At 59.8% G+C, this 24,257-nt stretch carries 19 protein-coding genes, 3 tRNA genes and 1 other RNA gene; 13 read left to right on the top strand and 10 right to left on the bottom strand.

Annotated features, from left to right (window positions below; genetic code table 11):
- Window positions 1-77 precede the first annotated feature (77 nt).
- The 3 genes from C2L71_RS08020 to C2L71_RS08010 are packed head-to-tail and all read left to right on the top strand — an operon-like array spanning window position 78 to window position 2,680.
- Entirely contained in the window at window positions 78-1,244 is a 1,167-nt protein-coding gene (locus C2L71_RS08020) for a M42 family metallopeptidase (protein WP_103265253.1), read from the top strand.
- 6 nt (window positions 1,245-1,250) lie between these two features.
- Entirely contained in the window at window positions 1,251-1,715 is a 465-nt protein-coding gene (gene smpB / locus C2L71_RS08015) for an SsrA-binding protein SmpB (RefSeq protein ID WP_103265252.1), read from the top strand.
- A gap of 56 nt (window positions 1,716-1,771) precedes the next feature.
- The gene (locus C2L71_RS08010) at window positions 1,772-2,680 is read left to right on the top strand and encodes a hypothetical protein (protein ID WP_103265251.1); all 909 of its coding nucleotides are present in this window, start codon (window positions 1,772-1,774) and stop codon (window positions 2,678-2,680) included.
- Between the two features lie 96 nt (window positions 2,681-2,776).
- Here C2L71_RS08010 and ssrA read toward each other — a convergent pair.
- Window positions 2,777-3,145, bottom strand: a transfer-messenger RNA (tmRNA) gene (ssrA, locus tag C2L71_RS08005).
- A gap of 436 nt (window positions 3,146-3,581) precedes the next feature.
- Between ssrA and C2L71_RS08000 the strand changes: the two genes are divergently transcribed.
- The gene (locus C2L71_RS08000; protein ID WP_239926516.1) at window positions 3,582-5,303 is read left to right on the top strand and encodes a L,D-transpeptidase family protein; all 1,722 of its coding nucleotides are present in this window, start codon (window positions 3,582-3,584) and stop codon (window positions 5,301-5,303) included.
- Window position 5,304: 1 nt separating this feature from the next.
- Here the strand turns inward: C2L71_RS08000 and ybaK are convergent, their stop codons facing one another.
- Complete coding sequence (ybaK, locus tag C2L71_RS07995) at window positions 5,305-5,790, bottom strand: Cys-tRNA(Pro) deacylase (protein ID WP_103265250.1); 486 nt, start codon at window positions 5,788-5,790, stop codon at window positions 5,305-5,307.
- 212 nt (window positions 5,791-6,002) lie between these two features.
- Between ybaK and murI the strand changes: the two genes are divergently transcribed.
- The 3 genes from murI to C2L71_RS07980 all read left to right on the top strand — a co-directional run bounded on the left by murI (window position 6,003) and on the right by C2L71_RS07980 (window position 7,691).
- Window positions 6,003-6,869, top strand: a complete 867-nt coding sequence (gene murI / locus C2L71_RS07990; protein ID WP_338065896.1) for a glutamate racemase — start codon at window positions 6,003-6,005, stop codon at window positions 6,867-6,869.
- Between the two features lie 58 nt (window positions 6,870-6,927).
- Window positions 6,928-7,554, top strand: coding sequence for an RdgB/HAM1 family non-canonical purine NTP pyrophosphatase (rdgB, locus tag C2L71_RS07985; protein WP_103265248.1), 627 nt, complete (start codon window positions 6,928-6,930; stop codon window positions 7,552-7,554).
- A 60-nt stretch (window positions 7,555-7,614) separates the two neighbouring features.
- Window positions 7,615-7,691 (top strand) — tRNA-Pro (locus tag C2L71_RS07980).
- A 116-nt stretch (window positions 7,692-7,807) separates the two neighbouring features.
- On the opposite strand, the gene ligD is transcribed toward C2L71_RS07980, so the two are convergent.
- The 4 genes from ligD to C2L71_RS07955 form a co-directional block, all read right to left on the bottom strand.
- Entirely contained in the window at window positions 7,808-10,516 is a 2,709-nt protein-coding gene (gene ligD / locus C2L71_RS12320) for a non-homologous end-joining DNA ligase (RefSeq protein WP_239926514.1), read from the bottom strand.
- Window positions 10,517-10,846: 330 nt separating this feature from the next.
- Window positions 10,847-10,920, bottom strand: a tRNA-Gly gene (locus C2L71_RS07965).
- 225 nt (window positions 10,921-11,145) lie between these two features.
- On the bottom strand, window positions 11,146-11,391 hold the full coding sequence (locus C2L71_RS07960; protein WP_103265247.1) for a glutaredoxin family protein: 246 nt from the start codon (window positions 11,389-11,391) through the stop codon (window positions 11,146-11,148).
- Window positions 11,392-11,674: 283 nt separating this feature from the next.
- Window positions 11,675-11,750 (bottom strand) — tRNA-Arg (locus C2L71_RS07955).
- Window positions 11,751-12,299: 549 nt separating this feature from the next.
- Here C2L71_RS07955 and arcA point away from each other — a divergent pair.
- The 4 genes from arcA (at window position 12,300) to C2L71_RS07935 (ending at window position 17,496) form a co-directional block, all read left to right on the top strand.
- Window positions 12,300-13,520: an arginine deiminase gene (arcA, locus tag C2L71_RS07950; protein ID WP_103265246.1), complete on the top strand. Its 1,221-nt coding sequence runs from the start codon at window positions 12,300-12,302 to the stop codon at window positions 13,518-13,520.
- 170 nt (window positions 13,521-13,690) lie between these two features.
- Entirely contained in the window at window positions 13,691-14,686 is a 996-nt protein-coding gene (argF, locus tag C2L71_RS07945; RefSeq protein ID WP_103265245.1) for an ornithine carbamoyltransferase, read from the top strand.
- Window positions 14,687-14,713: 27 nt separating this feature from the next.
- Window positions 14,714-15,667: a carbamate kinase gene (gene arcC, locus C2L71_RS07940; protein WP_103265244.1), complete on the top strand. Its 954-nt coding sequence runs from the start codon at window positions 14,714-14,716 to the stop codon at window positions 15,665-15,667.
- 215 nt (window positions 15,668-15,882) lie between these two features.
- Entirely contained in the window at window positions 15,883-17,496 is a 1,614-nt protein-coding gene (locus C2L71_RS07935) for a YfcC family protein (RefSeq protein WP_103265243.1), read from the top strand.
- 208 nt (window positions 17,497-17,704) lie between these two features.
- On the opposite strand, the gene C2L71_RS07930 is transcribed toward C2L71_RS07935, so the two are convergent.
- Window positions 17,705-18,139 (bottom strand): GNAT family N-acetyltransferase, encoded by a 435-nt coding sequence (locus tag C2L71_RS07930; RefSeq protein WP_103265242.1) that lies wholly within the window; start codon window positions 18,137-18,139, stop codon window positions 17,705-17,707.
- 258 nt (window positions 18,140-18,397) lie between these two features.
- On the opposite strand from C2L71_RS07930, the gene argS reads away from it, so the two are divergent.
- On the top strand, window positions 18,398-20,125 hold the full coding sequence (gene argS, locus C2L71_RS07925; RefSeq protein ID WP_103265241.1) for an arginine--tRNA ligase: 1,728 nt from the start codon (window positions 18,398-18,400) through the stop codon (window positions 20,123-20,125).
- A gap of 180 nt (window positions 20,126-20,305) precedes the next feature.
- On the opposite strand, the gene C2L71_RS07920 is transcribed toward argS, so the two are convergent.
- Window positions 20,306-22,354 carry a Na+/H+ antiporter gene (locus tag C2L71_RS07920; RefSeq protein WP_103265240.1) on the bottom strand — a complete coding sequence of 683 codons (2,049 nt, stop codon included), beginning with the start codon at window positions 22,352-22,354 and terminating at the stop codon, window positions 20,306-20,308.
- Window positions 22,355-22,521: 167 nt separating this feature from the next.
- Window positions 22,522-23,055: a DUF1836 domain-containing protein gene (locus tag C2L71_RS07915; RefSeq protein ID WP_103265239.1), complete on the bottom strand. Its 534-nt coding sequence runs from the start codon at window positions 23,053-23,055 to the stop codon at window positions 22,522-22,524.
- A 158-nt stretch (window positions 23,056-23,213) separates the two neighbouring features.
- Here C2L71_RS07915 and C2L71_RS07910 point away from each other — a divergent pair, with 158 nt between their 5' ends.
- Window positions 23,214-24,068, top strand: a complete 855-nt coding sequence (locus C2L71_RS07910) for a DegV family protein (protein WP_103265238.1) — start codon at window positions 23,214-23,216, stop codon at window positions 24,066-24,068.
- Window positions 24,069-24,088: 20 nt separating this feature from the next.
- Here the strand turns inward: C2L71_RS07910 and C2L71_RS12470 are convergent.
- On the bottom strand, window positions 24,089-24,257 hold a 169-nt coding region (locus C2L71_RS12470; RefSeq protein ID WP_129588492.1), incomplete at its 5' end, for an ATP-binding protein.

Genomic DNA, 24,257 nt, shown 5'->3' with positions numbered 1-24,257 from the left:
ACGCTCCAACGTCCGATTTTGGCCTTCGCCGGCCGCGTCGGACGAAGGGCGCACGATTGACAGGATTCAGAAGCGACATGAAGAAAAAGCAGGTTAAATTCCTCAAGCGACTGCTCGAAACCCCATCCGCGACCGGCACCGAGATTGCTGTCGCATCGGTTCTGCGCGAGCGATTGGCCGGCGCGGCCGATGAGATTCGAACCGACGTCATGGGTTCGGTGCACGCGCGCTTAGCTGGGCGCGGCGACGGCCCCTCGTTCATGCTAGCGGCTCATATGGACGAGATCGGCCTGATGGTTACGTATATCTCGGATGACGGCTTCTTGTCGGTTGCTGCCGTGGGCGGTGTGGATGCCGCCATCCTTCCCGGCCTGCGCGTTGACGTGCACGCGTCGAACTCCCTTGAGCCTCTTCGCGGCATCGTGGGCCGCAAGCCTATCCATCTCATCGCGCCCGACGAGCGCAAGAGCGTCACTCCCATAGACAAGCTGGTCATTGATCTTGGTCTTCCCGGCAAGCAGGTGAAGAAGCTCGTGAGGGTGGGCGATGTCATCACCTTCGGCGTAGGGTTCGAGCGCTTCGGGAAAGGCATGGCCGTCTCCCGTGCTTTCGATGATAAGGCGGGCGTATGGGTGGCTGTCCGCGTTTTAGAGACGCTTGCCGAGGCGGGCCGCGCTCCTGGAGACTTCATAGCAGCGGCGACCGTGCAGGAGGAGATTGGCACGCGCGGGGCGATTACTTCGGCCTACGGCGTGAATCCTGATGTGGCGGTGGCCTTCGATGTAACGCATGCTACCGACTATCCCGGTATCGAAAAGTCCAAGCACGGCGACATCGTGTGCGGGGGCGGCCCCGTGATCGCGCGTGGACCGAACATCAACCCCGAGGTGTTCGAGCGTCTCGTGACGGCGGCCGAAGCCGAAGGCCTGCCGTACCAGATCGAGGCTGAACCGAGCGTGACCGGCACGGATGCGCGGTCAATTCAGATCACCCGCGCGGGCATACCCACGGGCCTTGTATCCGTGGCGCTGCGCTACATGCATACGCCTACCGAGGTGGTATGCCTTGACGACATGGAAGCTACGGTGCGCCTCCTTGCGCGTTTCGCACAGGATCTCGATAAGAGTGCGTGCTTCGTGCCCGGCATGGAGGACTCGATCGTGGACGATGGAGCTGGGATCGCTCCGATCGACGAACATGAGACGGCGGCGCAGATTCAATTCGACGAGACCGGCGTGGAGTAGGGAGTTATGAAGCGCGAAGCGAAAACTATAGCGAGGAATCGTAAGGCGTCCCATGAGTACGAGCTCATGGAGCGTTTCGAGGCCGGCATTGAACTCACGGGCACCGAGGTTCGCTCGCTGCGCGAGAACAACTGTCAGCTCACGGACTGCTTCGCGATCATCCGCGGAGGGGAAGTGTGGTTACACAACGTGCACATCCCCCCGTTTTCACAGGGAAATATCGCTAACGTTGATCCCGATCGCAAGCGTAAGCTCCTGCTGCACAAAAAGGAGATACGCATGTTGCAGGAAAAGACGCGCGAGAAGGGCATGGCGCTCGTGCCCACTAAAATGTACTTCAAGGAGAACGCGCTCGTGAAAGTGGAGTTGGCGCTTGCCCGCGGCAAGAAGACCTATGACAAGCGTGCGAGCATGGCTGAACGCGACTCGCGCCGCGAGATCGAGCGGGCTCTCAAGGAGCGCAGCCGTTAACCGCGCTTTCCAAACGACGATCTCGACGCTTCGTGCGCTTGAGATGAGGAGGCATCATGGATCTTGACGAAGAGCTAACAGACCTCGAAGACGGCCGGCAGACCGATGCCGAGCAGATAGACGAAGAGTCCGAGATCGAAGACGTTGCCGAGTTCCAAGACGATGAAGAATTCGAGCCTGAGGCCGACGAGGAAGACCTTGAGCAAGCCTACGACGATTTCTTCTTCGCAGGAGAGGGGCCAGAGGGAGAAGGCGACGTTGACGATGAGGGCAACGACGGTGGCCTCGCAGCTGCGGCTTTGGAGGCGGAGGGTATCGATCTATCCGAGGAGGGCTTTCACATTGTCGATGAAAATGAGGCGGCTTCGCTTGCGGACGATCTTGGCGGGCATGTAGCTGTTTACGGTGATGGCGAGCCGTACGAAGATGAAGGATCCATTGACGCTGCCGACGCCGAGGAGCTTGAAGATGCTCCCGGCGTCGCCGAAGGCCGTATCGGCGATAGAGAAGAGGCTGACGTCATCGAAGATCTTGAGGGAGGCCAGCTGGCGGATGCGCAAGACGCTGCTGAGGAAGCCGAGAATGCAGAGGATGCCGAAGCTGATGACACGGAGGATGTGCTGCTCGTCGAGTCTTCCGAAGAAGACGACGGCTACGAACTTGTTGAGTTAGAGCTCGATGAGGATGCTATCGTGCGCTACATCGAGGATGACGATGGGGAGCGTATCGGATTCGTCCTCATGGAGGACGGCGAGGAGGCGGAATACTTCTACGTCGCTGAAGATGATGACGATGAGGACAGCGACGATGAGTTCGATTTCGGCATAACCAAGGAGGGCGTCGCCGAAGTCACTGGCGACATGAACGCCATCTACAAGGACGGGATAGCCGTGGCCGCCGAATTGAAAGGTGCGTTCGACGACATCAAGAGCGCGCTCGACTTCGGTTCCGTTCTCAAGAAGTAACAAGGACGCCTTATCGCTCCAAAAGCGGTGGAGTTGACCTTGTCGCCTGAAAGAACGAGCGCCCCCATCGGAATCCGAAGGGGGCGCGATCACGTGTGGTGGAGGCGCGGAGAATCGAACTCCGGTCCATACTACATCGTCCATGAGGCCCTACAAGCTTAGTCGGCGATCAGCATTCGGTCGCGCGCGGTCCGCCGACGGGCGTTGCGCTTCCTAGCCGGTTCGATCTTTGCCCGAGCCATACCGGCTACGTGCTCGAGCGCATTCCCCTAGGTTGATGCCGGACCAAAGGGCGGGGAAATCCTAAGGCCGACAGCCTGGTGCTATTAAGCAGCCATGGCGAGCGCCGGAGCGCTCTGAGTCTTAGCTTTGCCAATTAAATTGACGGTACCCCTGTTTTACGTGGCGAGGAGACCACGGCCTGCTCCTCATTTCGGACGTACCATGTCGAAACCAGTCGCCCCCTTGCAATGCAAGGCGAGCTCGTCGAGGGACGAGCTGTGCGGGTCGAAGGCCCCACCTTGTCAAAGTCCGAACGCCAAAAACCATCCGGCAGGCCGCCAAACGGCGAACATCCATTCTAACCGCGTCCGCTCGTTTGTCAAGCCGCGCGCAGGCAACGACGTTGTTCGGGGAGTCCGAGGAGCCGCTTTCGACCGGGAACGAGCAACGGGCGCACGACAGGCCGATGAGCCTGGCGCAAGAGGGCGTGGTATGCTTGCGCCTTTCAAAAGCGCTCTTGTCGGGAGTTAAGATACGTCGCCGTCGGTTCGCGATATGAAGCGCTCGTGGCGATATTGTGGCGCTCGTAGCAAGAGGGGCTTCGCTCGTCCTTTTGTTTGCCGTTGCTTTGCCGCATCTTGCTACAATGGAAACGAGCACCCGAGCAATGAGAGCGAGTATGAACAAGAAAAAGAACACGGCTCCGCAGGGCCGTCATGCGATCGGGCCTTCAACGGCCGACTCATCAAAGAAGGCTTTCGATCAAGGAAGCGGGACTGCGCCGTCTTCTTCCTCGGCTCGTGGCCAGGCAGCGCGTTCCGGCCTTGCAGGAAAGCCCGCTCCATCGCGGGTTCCCGACGCGACGATAGCCATGCCGCCGGCGAAGCGCGGTACAAAGCCCCCGAAAAGCACTGTTGCCGCCAGCAAGCAAAGCGCTCCGTCTCCGGGCGTGCGGCCCGTCGATGCCTCGAAGGCGAGCAAGCGCTCGCGCAAGAACAAGCCGCTCAAGGTGGTCGGGATTACGCTCGGCGTCATCTTGGGCCTGCTTGTTGCCGTTTACGCCGGGATCGCCGTCTACTTCACCGATCGATTCATGCCGAATTCCAACGTTGGAGATATCGACGTATCGCTCATGTCCGCGGCGGACGCGGAGAAGGCGCTTGTCGAAGCTATCGATGACTATACGCTCTCGATCGGCGGCGACGGCTTTTCGCTTACGCTCTCCTCGTCCGATGCTGCGCTATCGATAGACGAGGCGTCGGTCATTCGTGACATGCTGGACGACACGAACCCCTGGCTTTGGCCGCTCGAAGTGCGCAACGACCACGACGAGACGGACAAGCTCGTCGCGGTTTCGAATGGGACGGGCCTCGAGGACGCCATACGTTCAGCGGTGGAGGAGTTCAACGCGTCGGCCGAGCAGCCTGTGAACGCCACCATCGCCTACGATCCCGACCAAGGGGCGTTCGCTGTCCAGCCTGAATCGGCCGGCACTGCGCTCGATGCCGATCAGATCGTCCGCAAGGCCGATGAAGCGCTGGCGGTTCTTAATCCGAAGGTAACCCTCACAGCCGAAGATCTGCTGAAGCCTACTGTGCTCTCCACCGATGCGGCGCTTGCCACGGCAACTGCGAATGCGAACACCATGATCGCGGCCGAGCTCGTTCTGACCATGGCCGGTGACACGGCGGCGACGCTCGACGCGGGCCTCATATCGCAATGGGTTGTTCTCGGTGAGGATCTGTCTGCGACGCTTGACGATGGAGCTCTCACAGCATGGGTCGAGCAGCTTGCGTCCGACTGCAACACGGTGGGGACGCAGCGGTCCTACACGCGTCCCGATGGCAAGTCGATCACGGTGTCCGGCGGGGCGTACGGCTGGACGGTGGACTCTGAGGCGCTGCTCGCTACGGTTAAGGACGCCGTAGCCAATGGCACGCAGGCTACCGTAGAGATACCATGCTCCACGTCGGGCAAGGCCTACAACGGTGCGGGAGGACAGGACTGGGGCGCGCGCTACTGCGATATCGACCTGTCGGAGCAATATGTGCGGTTCTATGACGAATCCGGGGCGCTCGTGTGGGAATCCCCGTGCGTATCAGGCCTGCCCAACGGCAAACGCGATACGCCAACCGGCGTGTACTGGCTCAACCAGAAGGCGAGTCCGTCCACGCTTATCGGCTACGAGAACGGGAAGAAGACTTACGAGACCCCGGTACAGTACTGGATGCCGTTTGTCGGTAACAGCGTTGGCCTGCATGACGCTAATTGGCAGTCCTCGTTCGGAGGCACGCGCTACAAGACCAATGGAAGCCACGGATGCGTGAACCTGCCGCCGTCGGCTGCAGGCGAACTGTACGGTATCATCCAGGCGGGCGACGTAGTGGTGTGTCACTGGTAGTTCAGGTGATCGTGAGATCGGCCGCTTTTATCGGCACGATGCCTCTCAGGTCTTCGAGCGAGACCTCCACCTGGCAGCCGATGCGGCCGCCCGAGAATACGATGCGCTCGTGTAGGAGCGCTGTTTCGTCGATAAATGTAGGGAAGAGCTTCTTCATGCCGATGGGCGAGCACCCGCCGTGCACGTATCCCGTAAGCGGCAGGAGCTCGCGTGCCTTGATCATGGCAATGGACTTTTCGCCGGTCGTTGCTGCCGCCTTCTTCAAGCTGAGTTCGCGACCTGCGGGGATCATGAACACGTAGTAGCCGCCCGACCGTCCTTGCGTAACGAGTGTTTTGAATACGCGGTCCTGGTCGATTCCGAGTCGGCGCGCCGACTCGACGCCCGAGAGCGCGATAGGCGTCTCGAAGAACCATGAGCGGTAATCGATTCTCGCGGCGTCGAGCACGCGGATGGCGTTGGTCTTGCGATCGCGTTCTTTCGTCATCCAGTCCTTCCTATCTATTCGACTTGGGCTCCGTTGCGTCTTGCTGGCCACTCGATCGTACCGATCATGGATCGCGCAAGGACTCGAAGCATCCGAGTGTCTCGGTGAAGAATGCTTGCAGTATACTGGCAAGCATGAACGATAGTATACCAAGCGCACCGAACCAAACTTCTTCCCTCCGGTTTCCGACGCACGGACCCGCGGGCGCTCTCTTGTCGGGCGTGAGCCCCTGCGCGCCCATAGGCGTGTTTGATTCCGGCTTCGGTGGGCTCACGGTCGCGCGCGAAATTGCGAAAGCACTGCCGCAAGAGTCCATCGTGTATGTGGGGGACTCTGCGCGATGCCCCTACGGGCCGCGCGACCTAGCAGAAGTGGATGGATTCGTACAGCAGATTGGCGCCTGGCTTGTAGAGCGCGGGGTGAAGCTCATCGTCATCGCCTGTAACACAGCGACTGCGGCAGGACTTGCGCATGCACAGAGGACGTTCCCCGTCCCGGTCATCGGCGTTGTGGAGCCGGGTGCTCGCGCGGCTGCTCATGCGACGCAGAACCGTCGCGTAGGCGTCGTGGCTACGAAGGCCACGGTGGAATCGGATGCTTACACGCGCGCCATCCGCCATCTCGACGCCGGTATTACGGTATTCTCCACAGCTACGCCGCGCTTCGTGGAAATTGCCGAACAGGGCATCCGTATGGCAGAGGGGCCCATTGAGAATTACACATCGCTTGCATCGAAGGTCTATATTCGCCCTGCGTTCGAGGAGATTGCGCGCGAGTACCTGGAACCCCTCCGTCGTTGCGATATTGACACGCTCGTGCTTGGTTGCACGCATTTCCCTCTGCTCAAAGCGCTTATCGGCGGAGTCGTCGGGCGTGGCGTCACGCTGATTTCGTCGGCGAGGGAAGCGGCGCTGGACGTCGCCGAGATTCTTGCGCGACGCGATGCTCTGGCTCCATCCGATAATGGACCTTGCTACGAGTTCTTCACGACGGGCGAGGACGTGAGCGAATTCGCGAGCTTCGGCAGCCGCGTGTTCCGCGCGCCTATCGACACGGTTGCTCGTGTGGAGCTGGCTTGAGGGCGGCTGGGTCGCAAGAGGCGGGAACTGGAAGAATATGCCGAAGGAAGGCGGAGGCATGAAAACGGTAGTGCTCGCAACGAACAATGCGCACAAGGCTGCGGAGATCGCAACGGCGCTTGACTTCCCCGGCTGGGAGTTCCGTACGTTGCGCGAGCTGGGACTTGAGTCTGATCCGGAGGAGCTTGCTGATTCCTTCGAAGGAAATGCTCGCATCAAAGCGCGCGCTGCGCACGAGGTATCTGGCGGGCTCGCGTCACTTGCCGACGACTCCGGTCTTGAGGTGGATGCGCTCGACGGAGCTCCCGGAGTGCGCTCGGCCCGGTTCGCCGGCGAGCCGTGCGATGACTTCGCGAATAATCAAAAGTTGCTGGCTGCGCTTGCCGACATGCCGGATGGAGAGCGCACAGCGCGCTTCGTGAGCACGTTGGTTTTTATCAACGAGGACGGTACCGAGACGGTCGCACGGGGAACGATCGGAGGCTGCATCGGTCGTGAAGAGCAGGGGGAAGGCGGCTTCGGATACGATCCGCTGTTCTTTCCGGACGTGTTTGGCGGCAAGCGCACGCTCGCCGAGGTGAGCCAAGGCGAGAAGAACGCGGTGTCTCATCGCGGCAATGCGCTGCGCGACCTTCGCGAGCAGCTGGAAGCCTCCCTGCATTTCCTCGGCGATCCCGAGGGGTAGCGCGAAGCCGTCATCACTTCGACAAGGCTTCTGGTATAATACCCATTGCCGTTTCGGCGTCGGGGCGTGGCGCAGTTTGGTAGCGCGCCTGCTTTGGGAGCAGGATGTCGCAGGTTCGAATCCTGTCGCCCCGACCATCATATTCCGACTACGGTTTGATCGCGCACTTCGTGTCTTCGCCGGAATGCATCCGTTTGCCCAGGCGCCGCGTTCGGAAGAACGCTTGCTTTGCAGCGCGCGAGGTTGTGCATAGCTACGATTGCTTTAATGCCTGCTCCACGTCGAAGAAGCCCTTCCAAGGATCGCTGTGCGAACCGATGCGCTCAAGGGCGTCAGCCATCGTCACGGCATCGGGCGCAACGTGGCCGAGTTCGTCCCACGACAGAGGCGTTGACACGCGGGCCCCGTGGCGGGCGCGCAGTGAATATGGGGCGATGCTTGTGGCGCCTCGACCGTTGCGCTGCCAATCGATGAAGATACGGCCCTTGCGCTTCGCCTTGCGTATGTTGTTGGTATACCGGTCGGGCCAACGCTGCGCCATCACGTCGGCGATGCGCCGCGCGAAGCTATGGAACGCCTCCCATGAGGCCGAGGGTTCGAACGGAACGACCACATGGTAGCCTTTACCGCCGCTTGTCTTGAGAAACGACGTCAGCGACAGCTCGTCGAGCATCCCTTTCAAGTCGCGCACGCCTTGGCGTATCTGCTCAAGACCAAGGCCCTCGTCGGGATCAAGATCGAATACCATCATGTCGGGCTGCTCGAGCGTTTCCACACGACTGCCCCATACATGGAATTCGAGCGTGTCCATCTGCGCTTCCGTGACGATGCCTCGGACGTCGTCCACGTAGAAGTACTCCTCCGGCGTGCCATCGCTTGACGGCACGGTTACCGTTACGACGCCTGCGGCGCCCGGACCGGGATGCTTCTTGAAAAAGCATGCGGATTCAATGCCGCGCGGACAGCGTACGATGCTCAAGATGCGCCCGCTCGCATAGGGCAGCAGGGCTTCGGCGGCTTGCGCGTAATAGCGTACGACGTCGGCCTTGGTCACGTCGGGATCGGTGAACAAGAGCTTGTCCGGGCTCGTGATGCGGACGCCATCCACCACGAGTCCGTCAGTCGCGGCGGTTCCGCGGGGGCTCTTCGGACGGGGCGAGCGCTCGCCCGGCTCGGCAGCGCGTCGCTTTGAGCTTGGCGGGTCGGAGGCGCGCTCGAGCCCGTTCTTCGAGTCGCTCGATTCCGCCAAGGCATGCGCGGCTCCGGTGTTCTCGGTGGTCATGCGATGCTCCGTTCTATTTGTGCTCGATGCGTTGCGTTCGGGGGAGGCGATGCGGGAAGCGGGTTCGCTCTGCTTCGCAGCGCGTCGAGTCGTATCGTCGGTGTCGTTGCTTGCGGCACTGGGTCGAGGCGCGCCGGCGGCATCCTCGCGATGAACGTCTCGGGGTTCTTTGTCGGCGCGTAAGCCCTGGTAGCTTGGATGGCGGAGTTGGCCGTCCTCGGTCCATTCGGAAAAACGCACCTGAACCACAAGCTCAGGCTTGAGCCATGTAAGGCACTCTCCCGTTCGAGCGCGAGGCGGGTTCGAGAACGGGGGGTCGCAGCGTTCAAGGCCCCGAAACCGCTCGAGCAGCTCATGCGCATCATCTGCCGAGATGCCCGACCCCGCACGCCCTGCGTATTCAAAAACGCCGTTCTCAAAGGTGCCCAGTAGAAGAGCGCTTACGCCGGCACGGGCTTTCTCGGTGCAGGTGTAGCCTCCCACGACGAACTCCTGGCTGCGGTCGCATTTCAGCTTGATCCAATCGCCGGTGCGCCTTCCACGATAGCGAGAGTCTCTTCGTTTGCCGACGATGCCTTCTAAGCCTAGTTCGCACGCGGCGCGGAAGCTCTCTTCCCCCTGCTCTGAGACGTGCGCACTGAAGCGAACAGCCAGTGGCGCATCATGTACGAGTTCCTCGAGGAGGCGCTTACGCTCGACAAGGGGTTGATCGCGTAGATCCTCGCCGTCGAGCGCGAGGAGATCGAACACGATGTAGGCGGGTCGCTTGCCTTCGGGACTTCGAAGAAAGCTCTGGAGCGCCTGGAAGTCGGACCGTCCGTCCTCGTCCGTCACCACGAGTTCTCCGTCGAGGACCATCGCACGACCATCTGACCAGCGAGAAAGCGAGGCGGCTATATCGGGAAAACGATCGGTGTAGTCAAGTCCATTGCGCGTCGTAAGGCGCGTTCGCCCGCCTTCGACGTATGCGACGATGCGATAGCCATCGTATTTTACTTCGTATAGCCAGTTGCGGCCTGTAGGGACGTCAGTTACAAGCTTGGCTAGCTGGACCGGCGTTTCCTTGAAGGGATTGCGCTCTCCATGTTCGGCTGCTTCTTGCGCAATCTCTTCCATCGTGCGTCCGGTTTCAATGCTCGTCGTGAACGGCGAAATCGCGTTTTCGGATTGAGCGAATTCGTCGCGCTCCTTGATCAGAAGCCAATTGTCGCCGCGTTCGCCGGGTTTTTGCCTAAGCTTGACCAGCACCCAAGCTCCTTTGAGCCGCTGCCCGTATAGCTTGAACTTCAGCTCTCCATTGCGGAGGCTTTCGTCGACGTCGCCGAGCGGCGTCCAAAATCCCTCGTCCCACAGCATCACGGTGCCGCCGCCGTACTCGCCTTTCGGTATGGTTCCCTCGAACGAGCGGTACTCGAGGGGATGGTTCTCAACGTGCACAGCCAACCGCTTGTCACGTGGATCGAAGGATGGCCCTTTCGGAACGGCCCAGCTCAAAAGCGCGCCGTTCCACTCGAGACGCAGATCGTAATGGTCGCGCCGTGCTACGTGGTGCTGTACGCCGAACCTGAGACGGTCGGAAGGATCGACCGTAGGAGAACCCGATCCGCTTTCGATCCCCTTGGGCTCGGGTGTGCGGTCGAAGCTCCTCTTTCGGTTGTACGCTTCGAGTTGTGCGTTCATGGTCGTATCGGTCCGTCCTCCGCTTCGGGTGCTGCCGGCTCGCGTTGGCTGACGACGCGACTGTACTGCTTCGAAAGCGATGCCTGGCTTGGGATGGTGGCTTCGGCAATACGACGTCAATGTGCTTTGGTATCGCCGTTACCCAGCGGACGGGAGTTTTTCGGATCGACGTCTTTGCAGTGGGAAGCGCACGTGCGATACGGCGGCTTGTGTATTGCGGGCAACTCGCGCATAGGCCTCGATGAAGCCGGGCTGTACGTCTGTGTAGTAGGGGAGGCCGACGGGATGTGAAAAGGCCGAAGGCAAGGTGCCCTCGGCCTGGCAATCGGATGGAGCGGGTGACGGGAATCGAACCCGCGTCATGAGCTTGGAAGGCTCAGGTTCTACCATTGAACCACACCCGCGTTTTGCGCGACGCTCATTGTACCGCAAATTTGTCGCATGCGCACGAGATTCTCGTGCACAAAAGGGCCGCAGCCTGCGCCTGCAACGGCTATGGTCCTTATCGAAGAGGGCAGTCCCGGCGAGTAAGGGTACTCGCGAGAGAACGTACTCCAATGTAGCGGGTTCCATGCACGTCTTTCTCGCGGATGATCTTGAGCGTAGCGCGCTATCGTTGAGCGTACAGGTTATTGTGGCACCTGTGTCCTGAGATATTCGACGATGTCGTCCGATTCATACAACGGTTTGCCGTTGACGACCAGACAGGGAACCTGCTTTTTGCCTCCTACGCGCACAAGGTCGTTCTGAATGCCCGGCTGCAGCGTATCGCGCGTATCCATCATGATCTTTCGATCGTCCATGAACCGAAGAACTTTCTGACAATAAGGGCAGGATTTCTTGTAGTACAACGTGTGATTTTCTAGATAGGGCATTGGCGTTGCTCCTTTCGACGCTCGTCGACGAGAGGTGAGCGCACGGCGATTGAGCTTTCTATGATAAAGGAGGGTGCCATCAAAACGGCGCATCCAAACGAACCGTTGCCAATCGGTTTACCGAAGGATTACAAGGAAGCGCTGAGAACTACGCCTTGTCTTCAAAGTGCCAAAAAAGCAATAATGTCTATTGCCATACTATTATAAATATGACATCATAAAAAGTTTAATTTTTAGAAAATTAAAAAGGCCGTCCTTGTTGAGCCGGACGACCTTCGAATTCTGGTGCGCCCAGCAGGATTCGAACCTGCAACCGACGGATTAGAAGTCCGTTGCTCTATCCATTGAGCCATGGGCGCCTTTCGGAAAGCACCGATATTATACCGTAAAACTACTGCGCGAGAACAAAGGATGCGACAAAGGGGTCGAGAGGGCCGAGTCTGTGAGGATATCAGCAAGTAACAGGGGTTATGCGACAATCGCTCGGTTTCAATTCCACAGGTAAGCAGATCGCAAACGGCCTGTTTGACCGCTATCTATAAGACGCTTGCATCGGAATTGCATCTTTTCGAATGTTTATGCATTCACATTAATAAAGACTTGGCTGCTTCGAGCTTGAAACGCGTTTCTTTTGCCGCAAAACAAGGGATCGAAGTGCATGCGAACCGCTACAGTGCTTTATCGTAAAAAAGTAAATTTGTCGAAAATATGGAGAAATGCACAAAAGAATGACTCCGTTCGCCGAAAAACCACGAGGCATTTTGACGTGTTCAGATTTGTTTCAGTTTTGTGGTTGCAATTTGACCTGAAGCATGAGATTTTGGCGATATCGGACGGACGCCTGGTGCGCAACGGGCGGTTCCGAATGGCGAAAATCTGGAAAATGCATACAGAAAAGGAGGGTTGCAATGGCTGGTGTGAACGTCAAAAGCGAAATCAAGCCTTTGAAAAAAGTTCTGCTCCACCGCCCGGGTCGAGAGCTTCTGAACCTGACGCCGAACACGCTCGAGGAGCTGCTGTTCGACGATATCCCGTTCTTGAAGGTCGCCCAGGAAGAGCACGACGCCTTCGCGCAGATTCTGCGCGACAACGGCGTTGAGGTCGTGTACCTCGAAAAGCTCATGGCCGAAGTACTCGATCAGAACCCCGAGCTGCGTGAAAAATTCCTCAAGCAGTTCATCGAAGAGGCCGGAATTCGCACCGAGCGCTACCAGAAGATCATCTACGATTACCTTAACGACAACTATCCCGACAACTACGACCTCGTCCTTAAGACGATGGAGGGCATCAACCTCACCGAACTGCACACCGACAAGTCGAACTCTCTTGTCGACCTGGTGAGCGATTCGTCGAAGATGGTGGTTGCCCCTATGCCGAACCTGTACTTCACCCGCGATCCGTTCGCGATGATCGGCAACGGCGTGTCCATAAATCGTATGTACTCCGTCACGCGCAACCGCGAGACCATCTACGGAGAGTACATCTTCACGTATCACCCCGAGTTCAAGGACGTCCCTGAGTACTACAGCCGTTACAACACGTTCCACATCGAGGGCGGCGACATCCTCAATATCAACGACAAGGTGTTGGCCATCGGCATTTCGCAGCGTACCGAGCCTGATGCGATCGACGCTATCGCGAAGAACATCTTCGAGGATTCCACCAGTCCCATCGAGACGATCCTTGCGTTCAATATCCCGAACTCCCGTGCGTTCATGCACCTCGACACGGTGTTCACTCAAATCGACGTCGACAAGTTCACGGTGCACCCGGGCATCCTTGGCCCTCTGACCGTGTTCGAGATCACTCCTGACGGCCAGGGCGGCATCCACGTCAAGGAGATCAACGACACGCTCGAGGATATCCTTGAGAAGTATGTGGGTCATCCTGTTGAGCTCATCCCCTGCGGCGGCGGCGACCGCATTGCGGCCGAGCGCGAGCAGTGGAACGACGGCTCGAACACGCTGTGCATCGCACCGGGCACCATCGTGGTGTACGAGCGCAACGACGTCACAAACGCCGTGCTCAAGGAAAAGGGCCTCAAGGTTCTCGAGATGCCCTCTGCAGAGCTCTCCCGCGGTCGTGGAGGTCCACGCTGCATGAGCATGCCCATCTGGCGCGAGGACTAGGCGCTCAGCTTTTAACTCCCGGGCGAGGCGAGACCCGCTGTCGCCCGAACGTGGGGGATCCGAACGGATCCCCCACGGAAGCGGTAATCTGCGGGCGGTTTACTTGGCGTCGCCCGCTTTGTTGGACATCGATGAAAAACTTGGCAACGTACGACGAAAGGAATTGAATCATGCCCACGAGCCTCTCCGGACGCAACTTCCTGAAGCTGCTGGATTTCACCCCCGAGGAAATCCGCTATCTTATCAGGCTGTCCAAAGAATTCAAGAACCTCAAGCTGACGGGTACCCCCCATCGTTACCTCGAAGGTAAGAACATCGTGCTCCTGTTCGAAAAAACCTCCACGCGCACCCGCTGCTCGTTCGAGGTTGCCGGCATGGATCTGGGTATGGGCGTCACCTATCTCGATCCCGGCAGCTCGCAGATGGGCAAGAAGGAGTCCATCGAGGATACCGCGCGCGTGCTCGGCCGCATGTACGACGGCATCGAGTATCGCGGCTTTGCCCAGGAGATCGTCGAGGATTTGGCCGCAAACGCCGGCGTGCCGGTGTGGAACGGCCTGACCACTGAGTTCCATCCCACACAGATGATCGCTGACATGCTCACGGTTGAGGAGAACTTCCCTCAGGGTCTCAAGGGTCTCAAGTTCGTGTTCATGGGTGACGCCGAGAACAACGTGGCGAACTCTCTCATGGTCGTGTGCGCGAAGCTGGGTCTGCACTTTGTGGCTTGCGGCCCGAAGGCGCGTATGCCGAAGGCTGAGCTCGTCGAGGAGTGCAAGAAAGTAGCGGCCGAGACCGGCGCTTCCATCACCCTGACCGAGGACGTGAAGGAGGCCTGCACGGGCGCCAACGTCATCTACACCGACATCTGGGTGTCCATGGGCGAGCCGGACGACATCTGGGCCGAGCGTATCAAGCTTCTCGAGCCCTATCGCGTGACGAAAGAGGTCATGGACATGGCTTCCGATGACGCTATCTTCATGCATTGCCTGCCCTCGTTCCATGATACCAAGACCACCATCGGCGCCGAGATCGCTGAGAAGTTCGGCGTCACCGAGATGGAGGTCGAGGATGCCGTGTTCGAGTCGACCCAGTCCAAGGTGTTCGACGAGGCCGAGAACCGCATGCACACCATCAAGGCCGTCATGTACGCCACGCTCTCCTAGTCGTAATCAGAAGAAAGGGGACGAACTATGGCATACCAGAAAGGCGAAGGCAAGTCCGTGGTCATCGCTCTTGGCGGCAACGCCTTGGGCGACACGCCGCAGGAGCAGCTGGAGCTGGTGAAGAACACGGCCGAGCACATCGTTGATATGGTGGCCGAGGGAATCAACGTCGTGGTCTCCCACGGCAACGGCCCGCAGGTCGGCATGATCAATAACGCATTCGACTACGCTTCCACGCATGACGGCAAGACGCCGGCTATGCCGTTTCCCGAGTGCGGAGCTATGAGCCAGGGCTATATCGGCTATCAGCTGTCGCAGGCCATCCTGAACGAGATGAAGCGTCGTGGCATCATGCGCTCCACGGCATGCGTCATCACGCAGACGGTGGTCTACCCGGAGGATCCGGCATTCCAGAACCCGACGAAGCCCGTAGGCGCCTTCCTTACCGAGGAAGAGGCCATGAAGCGCGCCGAGGAGACCGGCTACACCTATAAAGAGGACGCCGGCCGCGGTTGGCGTCAGGTGGTGCCTTCCCCGAAGCCGCAGCGCATCGTGGAATTCGATGCCATCAAGGATCTCATGGACGATGGCTATATTGTCGTTTCCACGGGCGGCGGCGGCGTTCCGGTCGTCGAGAAGGACGACTCCTACCACGGTGTGCCGGCGGTTATCGACAAGGATCGCTCGAGCGCCAAGCTTGCAGCCGACTTCCGTGCCGACATGCTGGTTATCCTCACGGCGGTCGAGAAGGTGTGCATCAACTTCAACACGCCGGAGCAGCAGGAGCTGAATGCTATGACGGTGGCCGAGGCCAGAAAGTACATCGACGAGGGCCAGTTCGCTCCCGGTTCGATGCTGCCGAAGGTCGAAGCCTGCATCGAGTTCGTCGAGCAGCATCCCGAAGGGCGTGCGCTCATCACCTCTCTTGAGTGTGCTGCCGACGGCTTGAAGGGCAAGACGGGTACGGTCATCACGGCGTAGGGGACGCTCGCTGTACGGCTTCCTCCTGCCGCCGCCCGCTCCGCATTCGAACGGGCGGCGGCGGATGCGCCGCACGAAGAAGGCGTCTTTCGCCTTGTGGACCTTGCACGTCTTTAGGGGTGCTCGCGGGCCGCGCGGTTATGCTTCCGGCCGGTTCGCTCGCAGGTTCTTGAACGCACCACGCAACTATCAATCCTCTGGTAAGGAGGGGTCTTATGACCGCGAAAGAAAAAAGCAGAAAGAAACGATCTATTTCTTCGTTTACCATTTTGCTGATTATCCTCGTTGTGCTTGCCGTCGTCACCGTGGTGATGTCGCTTGCAGGCGTCGAAGGAGTTGAGGGAGCGACGATCGCCAATGTGACGACCGCTCCCGTCAAGGGCTTTACCGATGCGCTTCCTGTATGTCTCTTCGTCCTCATTTTGGGCGGATTCCTGGGAATCGTGACCGAGACGGGCGCTCTTGATGCAGGCATCGCTGCGCTGGTGAAGAAGCTGAAGGGTAACGAGCTTGTGCTCATCCCCATCCTCATGTTCATCTTCTCCATCGGCGGCACCACGTATGGTATGTGCGAAGAAACCGTGCCGTTCTACCTGCTGCTCGCAGCAACCATGGTCGCTGCCGGCTTCGACAGCGTCGTCGGTGCGGCTGTTGTGCTTTTGGGCGCCGGCTGCGGTGTGCTGGGCTCGACGGTGAACCCGTTCGCTGTCGGTGCGGCTGTTGACTCGCTGTCCGGCACCGGTATCGCCATCAATCAGGGCACCATCATCATGCTCGGCGTCGTGCTGTGGCTGGTAACGCTCGTCATCTCCATTCTGTTTGTCATGCGTTACGCGAAGAAGGTCAAAGCCAACAAGGGTTCGACCATCCTCTCGCTGCAGGAGCAGGAGGTTATGAAGGAAGAGTTCGGCGAGGCTCAGCAAGAGGCTGTCGAAGCCGAGGCCAACCCGAACGAGAAACTGATGACGGCGCGTCAGAAGTGGTCGTTGATCGTGTTCGCCCTGACGTTCGTTGTCATGATTGTCAGCTTTATCCCGTGGGAAGATTTCGGCGTAGATATCTTCAACGCGGGTGCGGCTACCGAGGAAGTTACCGAGCAAGTTTCCGGCGACGATATCTCGGCTGCCTGGACCGACAATGAGGTCGGCGGAGAGCTTTCGTTCACCGGCGACGTCGAGGGTACGGTGACGACCGAGGAGCAGATCTCCGAAGGTTGGTCCGCGTTCCTGACGGGCGTTCCGCTGGGGCAGTGGTACTTCGACGAGGCATCGACTTGGTTCCTGCTCATGGCTCTGGTCATCGGCGTTATCGGCGGTGTGTCTGAGAGCCGGTTTGTGAAAGCGTTCATCAATGGCGCGGCGGACATGATGAGCGTTGTGCTGATCATCGCGCTTGCCCGCTCCATCACGGTGCTCATGGGCGAGACCGGTCTGGATATGTGGATTCTCGAGAACGCGGCAGCGGCACTCTCAGGCATGTCGGCCGTTATCTTCGCTCCGTTGTCGTTCCTGCTCTATATCGTGCTGTCGTTCCTCATCCCGTCGTCGTCCGGCATGGCGACCGTGTCCATGCCCATCATGGGCCCGCTGGCGAATTCGCTTGGATTCTCGCCTGACGTCATGATCATGATTTATAGCGCTGGCAACGGTCTGGTGAACCTGTTCACCCCGACAAGCGGCGCCATCATGGGCGGCTTGGCTCTTGCAAAGATCGAGTACTCCACATGGCTGAAGTTCGGTGGCGTGCTGTTTATCATCCTCGGCGTCGTGTGCGCGGTTATTCTTACGGCAGCGATGCTAATCATCCCAGGCGCAGGAGGAGCAGTGTAACCGAGCGTCTCGGACAGCGTGCTTCCCGGACAGGTTTTTGAAGGGGCATCGCAGTACACAAAGGCCCCCGCGCATTGAGTCGCGGGGGCCTTTGCATGTATCGGCCTGAGGCTGGCGGACGAGGAAGGCCGCCGAAAACGATAGGGACAAAGCGGCGGTCTTCACCGGGTCAGCCGGAGCGTTTGTCCCGAGACGTGGGTGAAGCGGGCTAGAGCGGCTTTTTCATCCAGATGTGAGGAACGTGCTCGTCCAGCTCTTCGGTGCCGTACCGCTCGTATCCGGCGCGTTCGTAAAGCCCGGTTACGTGACACTGAGAATGCAGATGCATCTCGGTCGCGCCGGCTTCGCGCGCCACACGCTCCGACTCCGCTAAGAGCGCGGCGCCGAGGCCGCTCTTGCGCGACTCGGGCAGTACGGCCAAACGGCCGAACACCCAGCGTCCCGGATCATCGGCATGTTTCGGATCGGGGAACGTTCGCGCACAACCGACGAGTCTCCCGTCGCGGTACAGCGTGAGATGAACGGTTGTAGGATCATCATCGATCTCGTCGAATTCGTTTTTGAATCCTTGCTCTATCATGAAGACGCGCGTTCGCACGAAACGCGCGTCTTCGAAACGCCCCTGCTCGAACGTTAGGCCCATGGCGTACCACCTTTCATTGCGTGACTGCATCGACCGCGTCGCGTATGCCTGCCAACTGCCTACAATACCATAGTCTCTAGGTACGCGGATCTTCAGAAGCGCGCAATGGTTTGAGTCTTGCACGAGGTCATGTGTACGTTTTCTGCATAACGGCCAAAGTCGCGCCCATCGCTGGATCGATACGGCTGCATCTTGCGAAAAGGTGGTAAAATCATTCGACATATACACTCCCGAGATCCACGAGGAAAGACGTTCACCATGCAAATTCGCGAACAACTTGAAGAAGTCTTCGACCAAGCTATTGCTGCGGCAGTCGAAGACGGATCGCTCGAGCTCGAGCAGGCTCCCGAGGCGGCGCTCGAGCGTCCGCGCGACGAGGCCAACGGCGACTGGGCGTCCACCGTGGCCATGCGCTCGGCCAAGCTCGCCAAGAAGAACCCGCGCGAGATCGCCCAGATCATCGTCGACCACCTGCCGGAGAACGATCTCGTGCAGAGCGTGGACATCGCCGGTCCCGGCTTTATCAACATTCGCCTGGCCCCGTCGGCCCTGCAGGGCGTGGCCGCCCAGGTGCGCGCCGAGAAGGGCGACTTCGGCCGCGGCACCATCCCGGAGGGCGAGCGCAAGATCAACCTGGAGTACATATCGGCGAATCCGACCGGCCCCCTGCACGTGGGTCACGGCCGCTGGGCCGCGCTCGGTGACGCCACGGCGCGCGTCATGCGCCACGCGGGCTACGACGTGTTCGAGGAGTTCTACATCAACGACGCCGGCACGCAGATGGACAACTTCGGCGAGTCGGTGGCCGTGCGCTACCAGCAGCTGCTCGGCCGCGACGTGGAGATGCCCGAGGCGTGCTACGCCGGCTCCTACGTGAAGGACATCGCGCAGACCATCATCGACGAGGACGGCGACGTGTGGCTCGACGCCGACCCGAAGGAGCGCATGGAGAACTTCCGCGAGCGTGCCTACGCCTACGAGCTGGCCGAGCAGCACCGCGTCACCGAGCGCTTCGGCACCACATTCGAGTGCTGGTTCTCCGAGCGCAGCCTGTACGTGCCCGACGAGACCGGCAAGAGCGCGGTCGACCGCAGTCTCGAGGCCATGGACGAGAAGGGCTACATCTACGTCGAGGACGGCGCCACCTGGTTCAAGTCGAGCGCGTTCGGCGACGAGAAGGACCGCGTGCTCATCAAGGCCAACGGCGAGATGACGTACTTCATGAGCGACGTGGCCTACCACTACAACAAGATGGAGCGCGGCTTCGATCACCTCATCAACATCTGGGGCGCCGACCACCACGGCTACATCGCCCGCTGTGAGGCCATGCTCGCGGCCTGGGGCTGGCCCGGCGCGCTCGAGATCATGCTCGGCCAGCTGGTGAACCTGTTCCGCGACGGCGAGGCCGTGCGCATGTCCAAGCGCACCGGCGAGATGATCACGTTCGAGGAGCTCATCGACGAGGTGGGCGTGGACGCGACCCGCTACCTCATGCTGGCGAAGTCCTCCGACCAGCCCATCGACTTCGACATCGAGGTGGCGAAGAAGAAGGACGCGTCGAACCCGGTGTACTACGTGCAGTACGCGCATGCGCGCATCTGCTCCATCCTGCGCAAGGCAGCCGACCCGGCCGACGCCGCGGCCGCCGAGGCCGGCGAGATGAGCATGGACGAGCTGGCTGCGAAGGTGATTCCCGCCGACGTGGACCTCTCGCCGCTCACGCACGAGTCTGAGCTTGCTCTCATGCGCAAGATGGACGACTTCGGTCCGCTTGTGGCCCAGGCCGCCCGCGACCGCGCCGCGTTCCGCCTGACGCACTACGCGCAGGACTTGGCAGCGCTGTTCCACTCCTTCTACACGAACTGTCACGTCATCGGCGAGGAACTGGCTGTGCGCGATGCGCGTCTCGCGCTGGTGGACGCCACCCGCATCGTGCTGGCGAAGTCGCTCGATTTGTTGGGCGTGAGCGCACCGGCGAAGATGTAGAGGAGACTCGGCGCTTAGGAAAGTGCCGGAAAGCCTATAATCCTCTGGTTGACAGATGCCTTTCAAAGTGGCCGCTCGACTCGATGTCGAGCGGCCACTGCGCTTCTTTGCGACGGACGCTGCTGTCAGGTTGCGCCTATAATTCGCGAAGTTCGGCGCAACCGAGAAAGGTTCATCCTGTCACACGTTGTCTTCGAGATCGAGCTGCATCAGGTTTACGTTCTCGCGCATCCGCTTTGCCTCCGCGCGGCAAAGGTCTCCTTCCTCGTAGCGCGATTGGATCTGCTCGAGTTCCAGCTGCAAGCCCAACCGCTCAATCTCGATCGCTTTGTCAGCTGTCCTTGTGAATGCCGTAATGGAGGGATTCGCGCTGCGCAGCATGGAAACCGTGCGTTGGTATTCCATCACAAGCGAGCTCACGTTCTCGGCCGGCTCATCGCATTCCGGCGAGGTGAGCATGGTCTGGAGCTTCCCGATAACGTACTCGGTGCCAGCAAGTTGGAGTTGGCGGCTTTCCTGCGCGTGGTCGGTGGGGGAGAAACCTGGCAGGCCGCTGAGGATGCGATGCCAGGTTGAGCGCAGTAGGATCCGCAGGCGATGCGAGGAGTGTTGGAGCGAAAAACGTCCAGCATGGTGCTCGATGAGGTTTTCAGCATGCGAAAGTCGTCCCAGGTACTGATAGCCTACCAGGGGGCTCGTCTTTCCGCTCTCGATGAGGTCGAGTACGTATTCGCGCTCCCAGTCGATCGCTTTGAGGCGCAGCCCCGTGATGGGTTCGTCCTCTATGTCGTGATGATCTTTGATGCGGGCTATGCGCTCGTTATAGGAGTGGATGACGGTCTGGGTGGCCGCGCGGTTTTCGATAGTCTGGCGTGCGGCCAGCTCTTCGATGACCGTGCGCAGGATGTCAAGCCTCACTTGCGTTTCGTCGCAGGGCTCGTCGGCTTCTGCGGATTCGTTTCGGGAGGCGATGAGGGGAACGATGAACGTGGCGATGAGCAGCGTGACGACGATAACTCCACAAGCGAGGAAGATTATGAGGTCACGCTGGGGAAAGCGCACGACCGCGAGCGGGTCGCCGTAGGAGATGGTGTAGGGGATGGTAAGGACGACGGCGAGCGTGATGGTGCCCTTTGGCCCGCCGAGCGTCATGATCAGCCAGGAACGCAAGCTTTTGCGCCAGTTTGTGCGCTCGTCCTGCGGCAGCTTGCGGTTGCGCAAGCGATCCATCACGCAGAGCCAAACGAAACGTACGATGTAGGATATGAGCACGATGAGAAGCACGTAGCCGATAAGCACGCCGTTGTTAATGCTCACGTCGTCCCATGACTGCTGCATCACACGAGGAAGCTGGGTTCCAAGGAGCACAAATACGAATCCGTTCAAAGCGAATGACACCACGCGCCACACGCTTGACGAGACGATGTTCATGCGCGAGATGGAAGGGCTCATTGCGCGCGGAGAAACGACGTTCAGAATGCCTGCCGCTACGACTGCGATGATGCCACTCGTGCCGAGTGTGTTCGCCACAAGATAGACGATAAAGGGAACGAACAACTCGAACAGCACATGAAACGTCGTGTTCTCAAGACCCCAGGAGCGCACGCGTCGCACGAAGACATTGCCGAGCAGTCCGAGTGCGACGCCGATCAGGATGCCTCCTAAAAAACTGATCGCAAAGTTTGCCGAAGCGTTCAGAAGCGAAAAGGTGCCCGTAGTCACGGCGGCTAGGGCGAACTGGAACGAGACGATGCCCGATGCGTCGTTGAGGATGGATTCGGCCTCGAGGATGCTCTTGTCGCGCGGAGCGATGTTCGCATCTTTCGGTAGAGACGCGACAGCGATCGCATCGGTTGGCCCGATGGCTGCTCCGAGTGCGAAGGCGGCGGCGAGCGGGATCGAAGGCTCAAGCCAGTGTACGGAGAACCCTACGATCAAAGCCGTGACCATCACCAGGCCTATGGCGAGCGACAGGACGGGGCTTCGGTTCGCCCAGAGAGCCTTCTTGTCAATGTTTTTCGCTTCGTCGAAAAGCAGCGGCGCGATGAACAGCACGAGGAACAGGTCGGGATCAAGGTTGATCTGGATTTGTGACGGCGCGAATAAAGCGATCAGCAAGCCGAGCGCAATCTGGATGAGAGGAGAGGATATCTTCGGGACAAGCTGGTCGATGACGGAAGAAAGAAGGATTGCGGCAAGCATGAGCAAGGCAAGTACGAGCGCTTCCACCTAGGCGTTCCTCCTTCGCTGTCCTTCGGCCGTCCGATTGATGTATTGTACCCGACGAGAACCCCGCTGATGCTCGGGATGATTGAGAGTTTCGAAGAGGAAACAAAGACGTGTCCCCGACCGCGCTCGGAACGATATGCTGGTTGGGCGCTGCTGCTCGAGCGAGTCTAAATCGAGCGCAGCAGCGCGATGCTTGTCTTGATGTAGAGCGTGTAGGCGACAGAGGCGGTCGAGGCGAGGACGAGGTCGCGCTCGAAATCGCCCTTGGACGAGCCACCGACAAGGCCGCGGGGGCTTGTGGGGTTCGGCGAGAACAGCGCGCGCAAGGCGTCTTCCAGCGCATCGCAGAAATAGTCGTATGCCACCTGGGTGTCGAAGCTCGCGATCTGAGCATGGATAAGACGTTCTATCTCGCCGATGGAAAAGGTCTGCTTGAGCGTGCCGATGACGACGAGGTAGGCGACATGCGAGCGCGTGTAGCGCTTTGAGCTTACGGCTGGCAGGACGCCTTGCTTCACGTAGTTGTTCACCATCGAGCGCGTGAGCGCTTTCTCGTCAGGCCCGTAAAGCGGCGCAAGCGCGTCTTCGAGCAGACCGACGAGCTGATCCATGTAGAGGTCGATGTGCGGAATCTCGTGGAAGCGGGGTAGATGCAGCGAGGCAAGCTCTTGTGCTCTCGCCGATGCGCTTATGTCGTCCATGGTTGATCATCCTCCATCCGAGCTGCTTGCGATCGCACACGATCATACCAAGAGAGGTTTTGTGCGTCAATTTCAATAAACTCTTGACAAGGTTATCAACAATTTATAAGTTGGTTTTAAATACGAGGAAACCTCGTGATCGAAAGCAAGGATAGCCCATGGACGCCAATCGCATCGCGCTTATCGTAGACTCATGCACAGATGTGCCGCCGGAGGATATCGATCGGTACGGTATGTACGTTGTTCCCCTGCAAGTGAACTATGCGAACGAGAGCTTTCTCGACAAGGTGACTATCACGCCTCAGCAAGTGTACGATCGATTCGCGGACGAGGTGCCTTCGACGTCCACGCCTACTCCCGCAGTTGCTCGGGACGTGCTCAACCAGGTGGTTGCCGACGGATACCGCGAAGCGGTGATCGTGACCATATCGAGCGGCTTATCGGCGACCTATGACCTCATGCGCTCGGAGACGGCCGGTATGGCATCGCTCACATGCGAAGTCGTGGATACGAAGAATATTGGCATGGGGGCGGGGCTCGTGGCACTCGCGCTGGCGAGGCTGCTGGCCGAGGGGGCGTCGCTTGATGATGTCCGCAGGGAGGCTGCGAGTATCGTAGAGAATACCAAGGTGTTCTTCTGCGTGGACACGTTGGAGTACCTGCATAAAGGCGGGCGCATCGGGAACGTGACGTACGCCGTGGGCAGCATGCTGGACATGCGCCCGGTCATCACCTGCAACGATCAGGGCGTGTACGTGACGGTGTCGAAGGCGAAGGGCCGCCGCCAGTCGCTCAAGAAGGCTATGGGCGCAGCCGAGAAGTTCGCCTCCCGATTCGAGCGCGTCACCATGGCTGTAGTGAACGGCGACGCGGCCGCGGAGGCCGCCGAGGTGCGCGCCGAGCTGGGCGGGCGCGTGGCGCACGCGGACGCCTGGTACGAAGGGCAGATCAGCCCCGTGCTGGTGGTGCACACCGGCCCGGGCCTTATCGGCATCGGCGTGCAGGGCGTGTAGCGGCGCGGGTACAGGCCCTGCTACGCCAGCGGCAGCGCGATCTCCACGGCGAAGCCCTCGCCGGGCGCGCCCTCCAGCGCGAGCGCGCCGCCATGGGCGCGGGCGATGCGGTCCACCAGCACGAGGCCCAGGCCGTGCTCGGAGGCGGCGCTGGAGTCGAAAGCCCCCGCGGCGCAGACCGCCGCACTC

Source organism: Enteroscipio rubneri (assembly GCF_002899715.1).
In the GTDB taxonomy this organism is placed as follows: domain Bacteria; phylum Actinomycetota; class Coriobacteriia; order Coriobacteriales; family Eggerthellaceae; genus Enteroscipio; species Enteroscipio rubneri.
Note: the sequence above shows the minus strand (reverse complement) of the source record. Positions and strands in the feature narration are given on the sequence as shown.

Coding starts and splice junctions, on each gene's coding strand:
- C2L71_RS07910 (WP_103265238.1), top strand. CDS start 23,214: ATGGACGCCAATCGCATCGCGCTTATCGTAGACTCATGCACAGATGTG.
- C2L71_RS08020 (WP_103265253.1), top strand. CDS start 78: ATGAAGAAAAAGCAGGTTAAATTCCTCAAGCGACTGCTCGAAACCCCA.
- arcA (WP_103265246.1), top strand. CDS start 12,300: ATGGCTGGTGTGAACGTCAAAAGCGAAATCAAGCCTTTGAAAAAAGTT.
- C2L71_RS08000 (WP_239926516.1), top strand. CDS start 3,582: ATGAACAAGAAAAAGAACACGGCTCCGCAGGGCCGTCATGCGATCGGG.
- smpB (WP_103265252.1), top strand. CDS start 1,251: ATGAAGCGCGAAGCGAAAACTATAGCGAGGAATCGTAAGGCGTCCCAT.
- C2L71_RS07930 (WP_103265242.1), bottom strand. CDS start 18,139: ATGGGCCTAACGTTCGAGCAGGGGCGTTTCGAAGACGCGCGTTTCGTG.
- C2L71_RS08010 (WP_103265251.1), top strand. CDS start 1,772: ATGGATCTTGACGAAGAGCTAACAGACCTCGAAGACGGCCGGCAGACC.
- argF (WP_103265245.1), top strand. CDS start 13,691: ATGCCCACGAGCCTCTCCGGACGCAACTTCCTGAAGCTGCTGGATTTC.
- C2L71_RS07960 (WP_103265247.1), bottom strand. CDS start 11,391: ATGCCCTATCTAGAAAATCACACGTTGTACTACAAGAAATCCTGCCCT.
- ybaK (WP_103265250.1), bottom strand. CDS start 5,790: ATGACGAAAGAACGCGATCGCAAGACCAACGCCATCCGCGTGCTCGAC.
- arcC (WP_103265244.1), top strand. CDS start 14,714: ATGGCATACCAGAAAGGCGAAGGCAAGTCCGTGGTCATCGCTCTTGGC.
- rdgB (WP_103265248.1), top strand. CDS start 6,928: ATGAAAACGGTAGTGCTCGCAACGAACAATGCGCACAAGGCTGCGGAG.
- argS (WP_103265241.1), top strand. CDS start 18,398: ATGCAAATTCGCGAACAACTTGAAGAAGTCTTCGACCAAGCTATTGCT.
- C2L71_RS07915 (WP_103265239.1), bottom strand. CDS start 23,055: ATGGACGACATAAGCGCATCGGCGAGAGCACAAGAGCTTGCCTCGCTG.
- C2L71_RS07935 (WP_103265243.1), top strand. CDS start 15,883: ATGACCGCGAAAGAAAAAAGCAGAAAGAAACGATCTATTTCTTCGTTT.
- ligD (WP_239926514.1), bottom strand. CDS start 10,516: ATGAACGCACAACTCGAAGCGTACAACCGAAAGAGGAGCTTCGACCGC.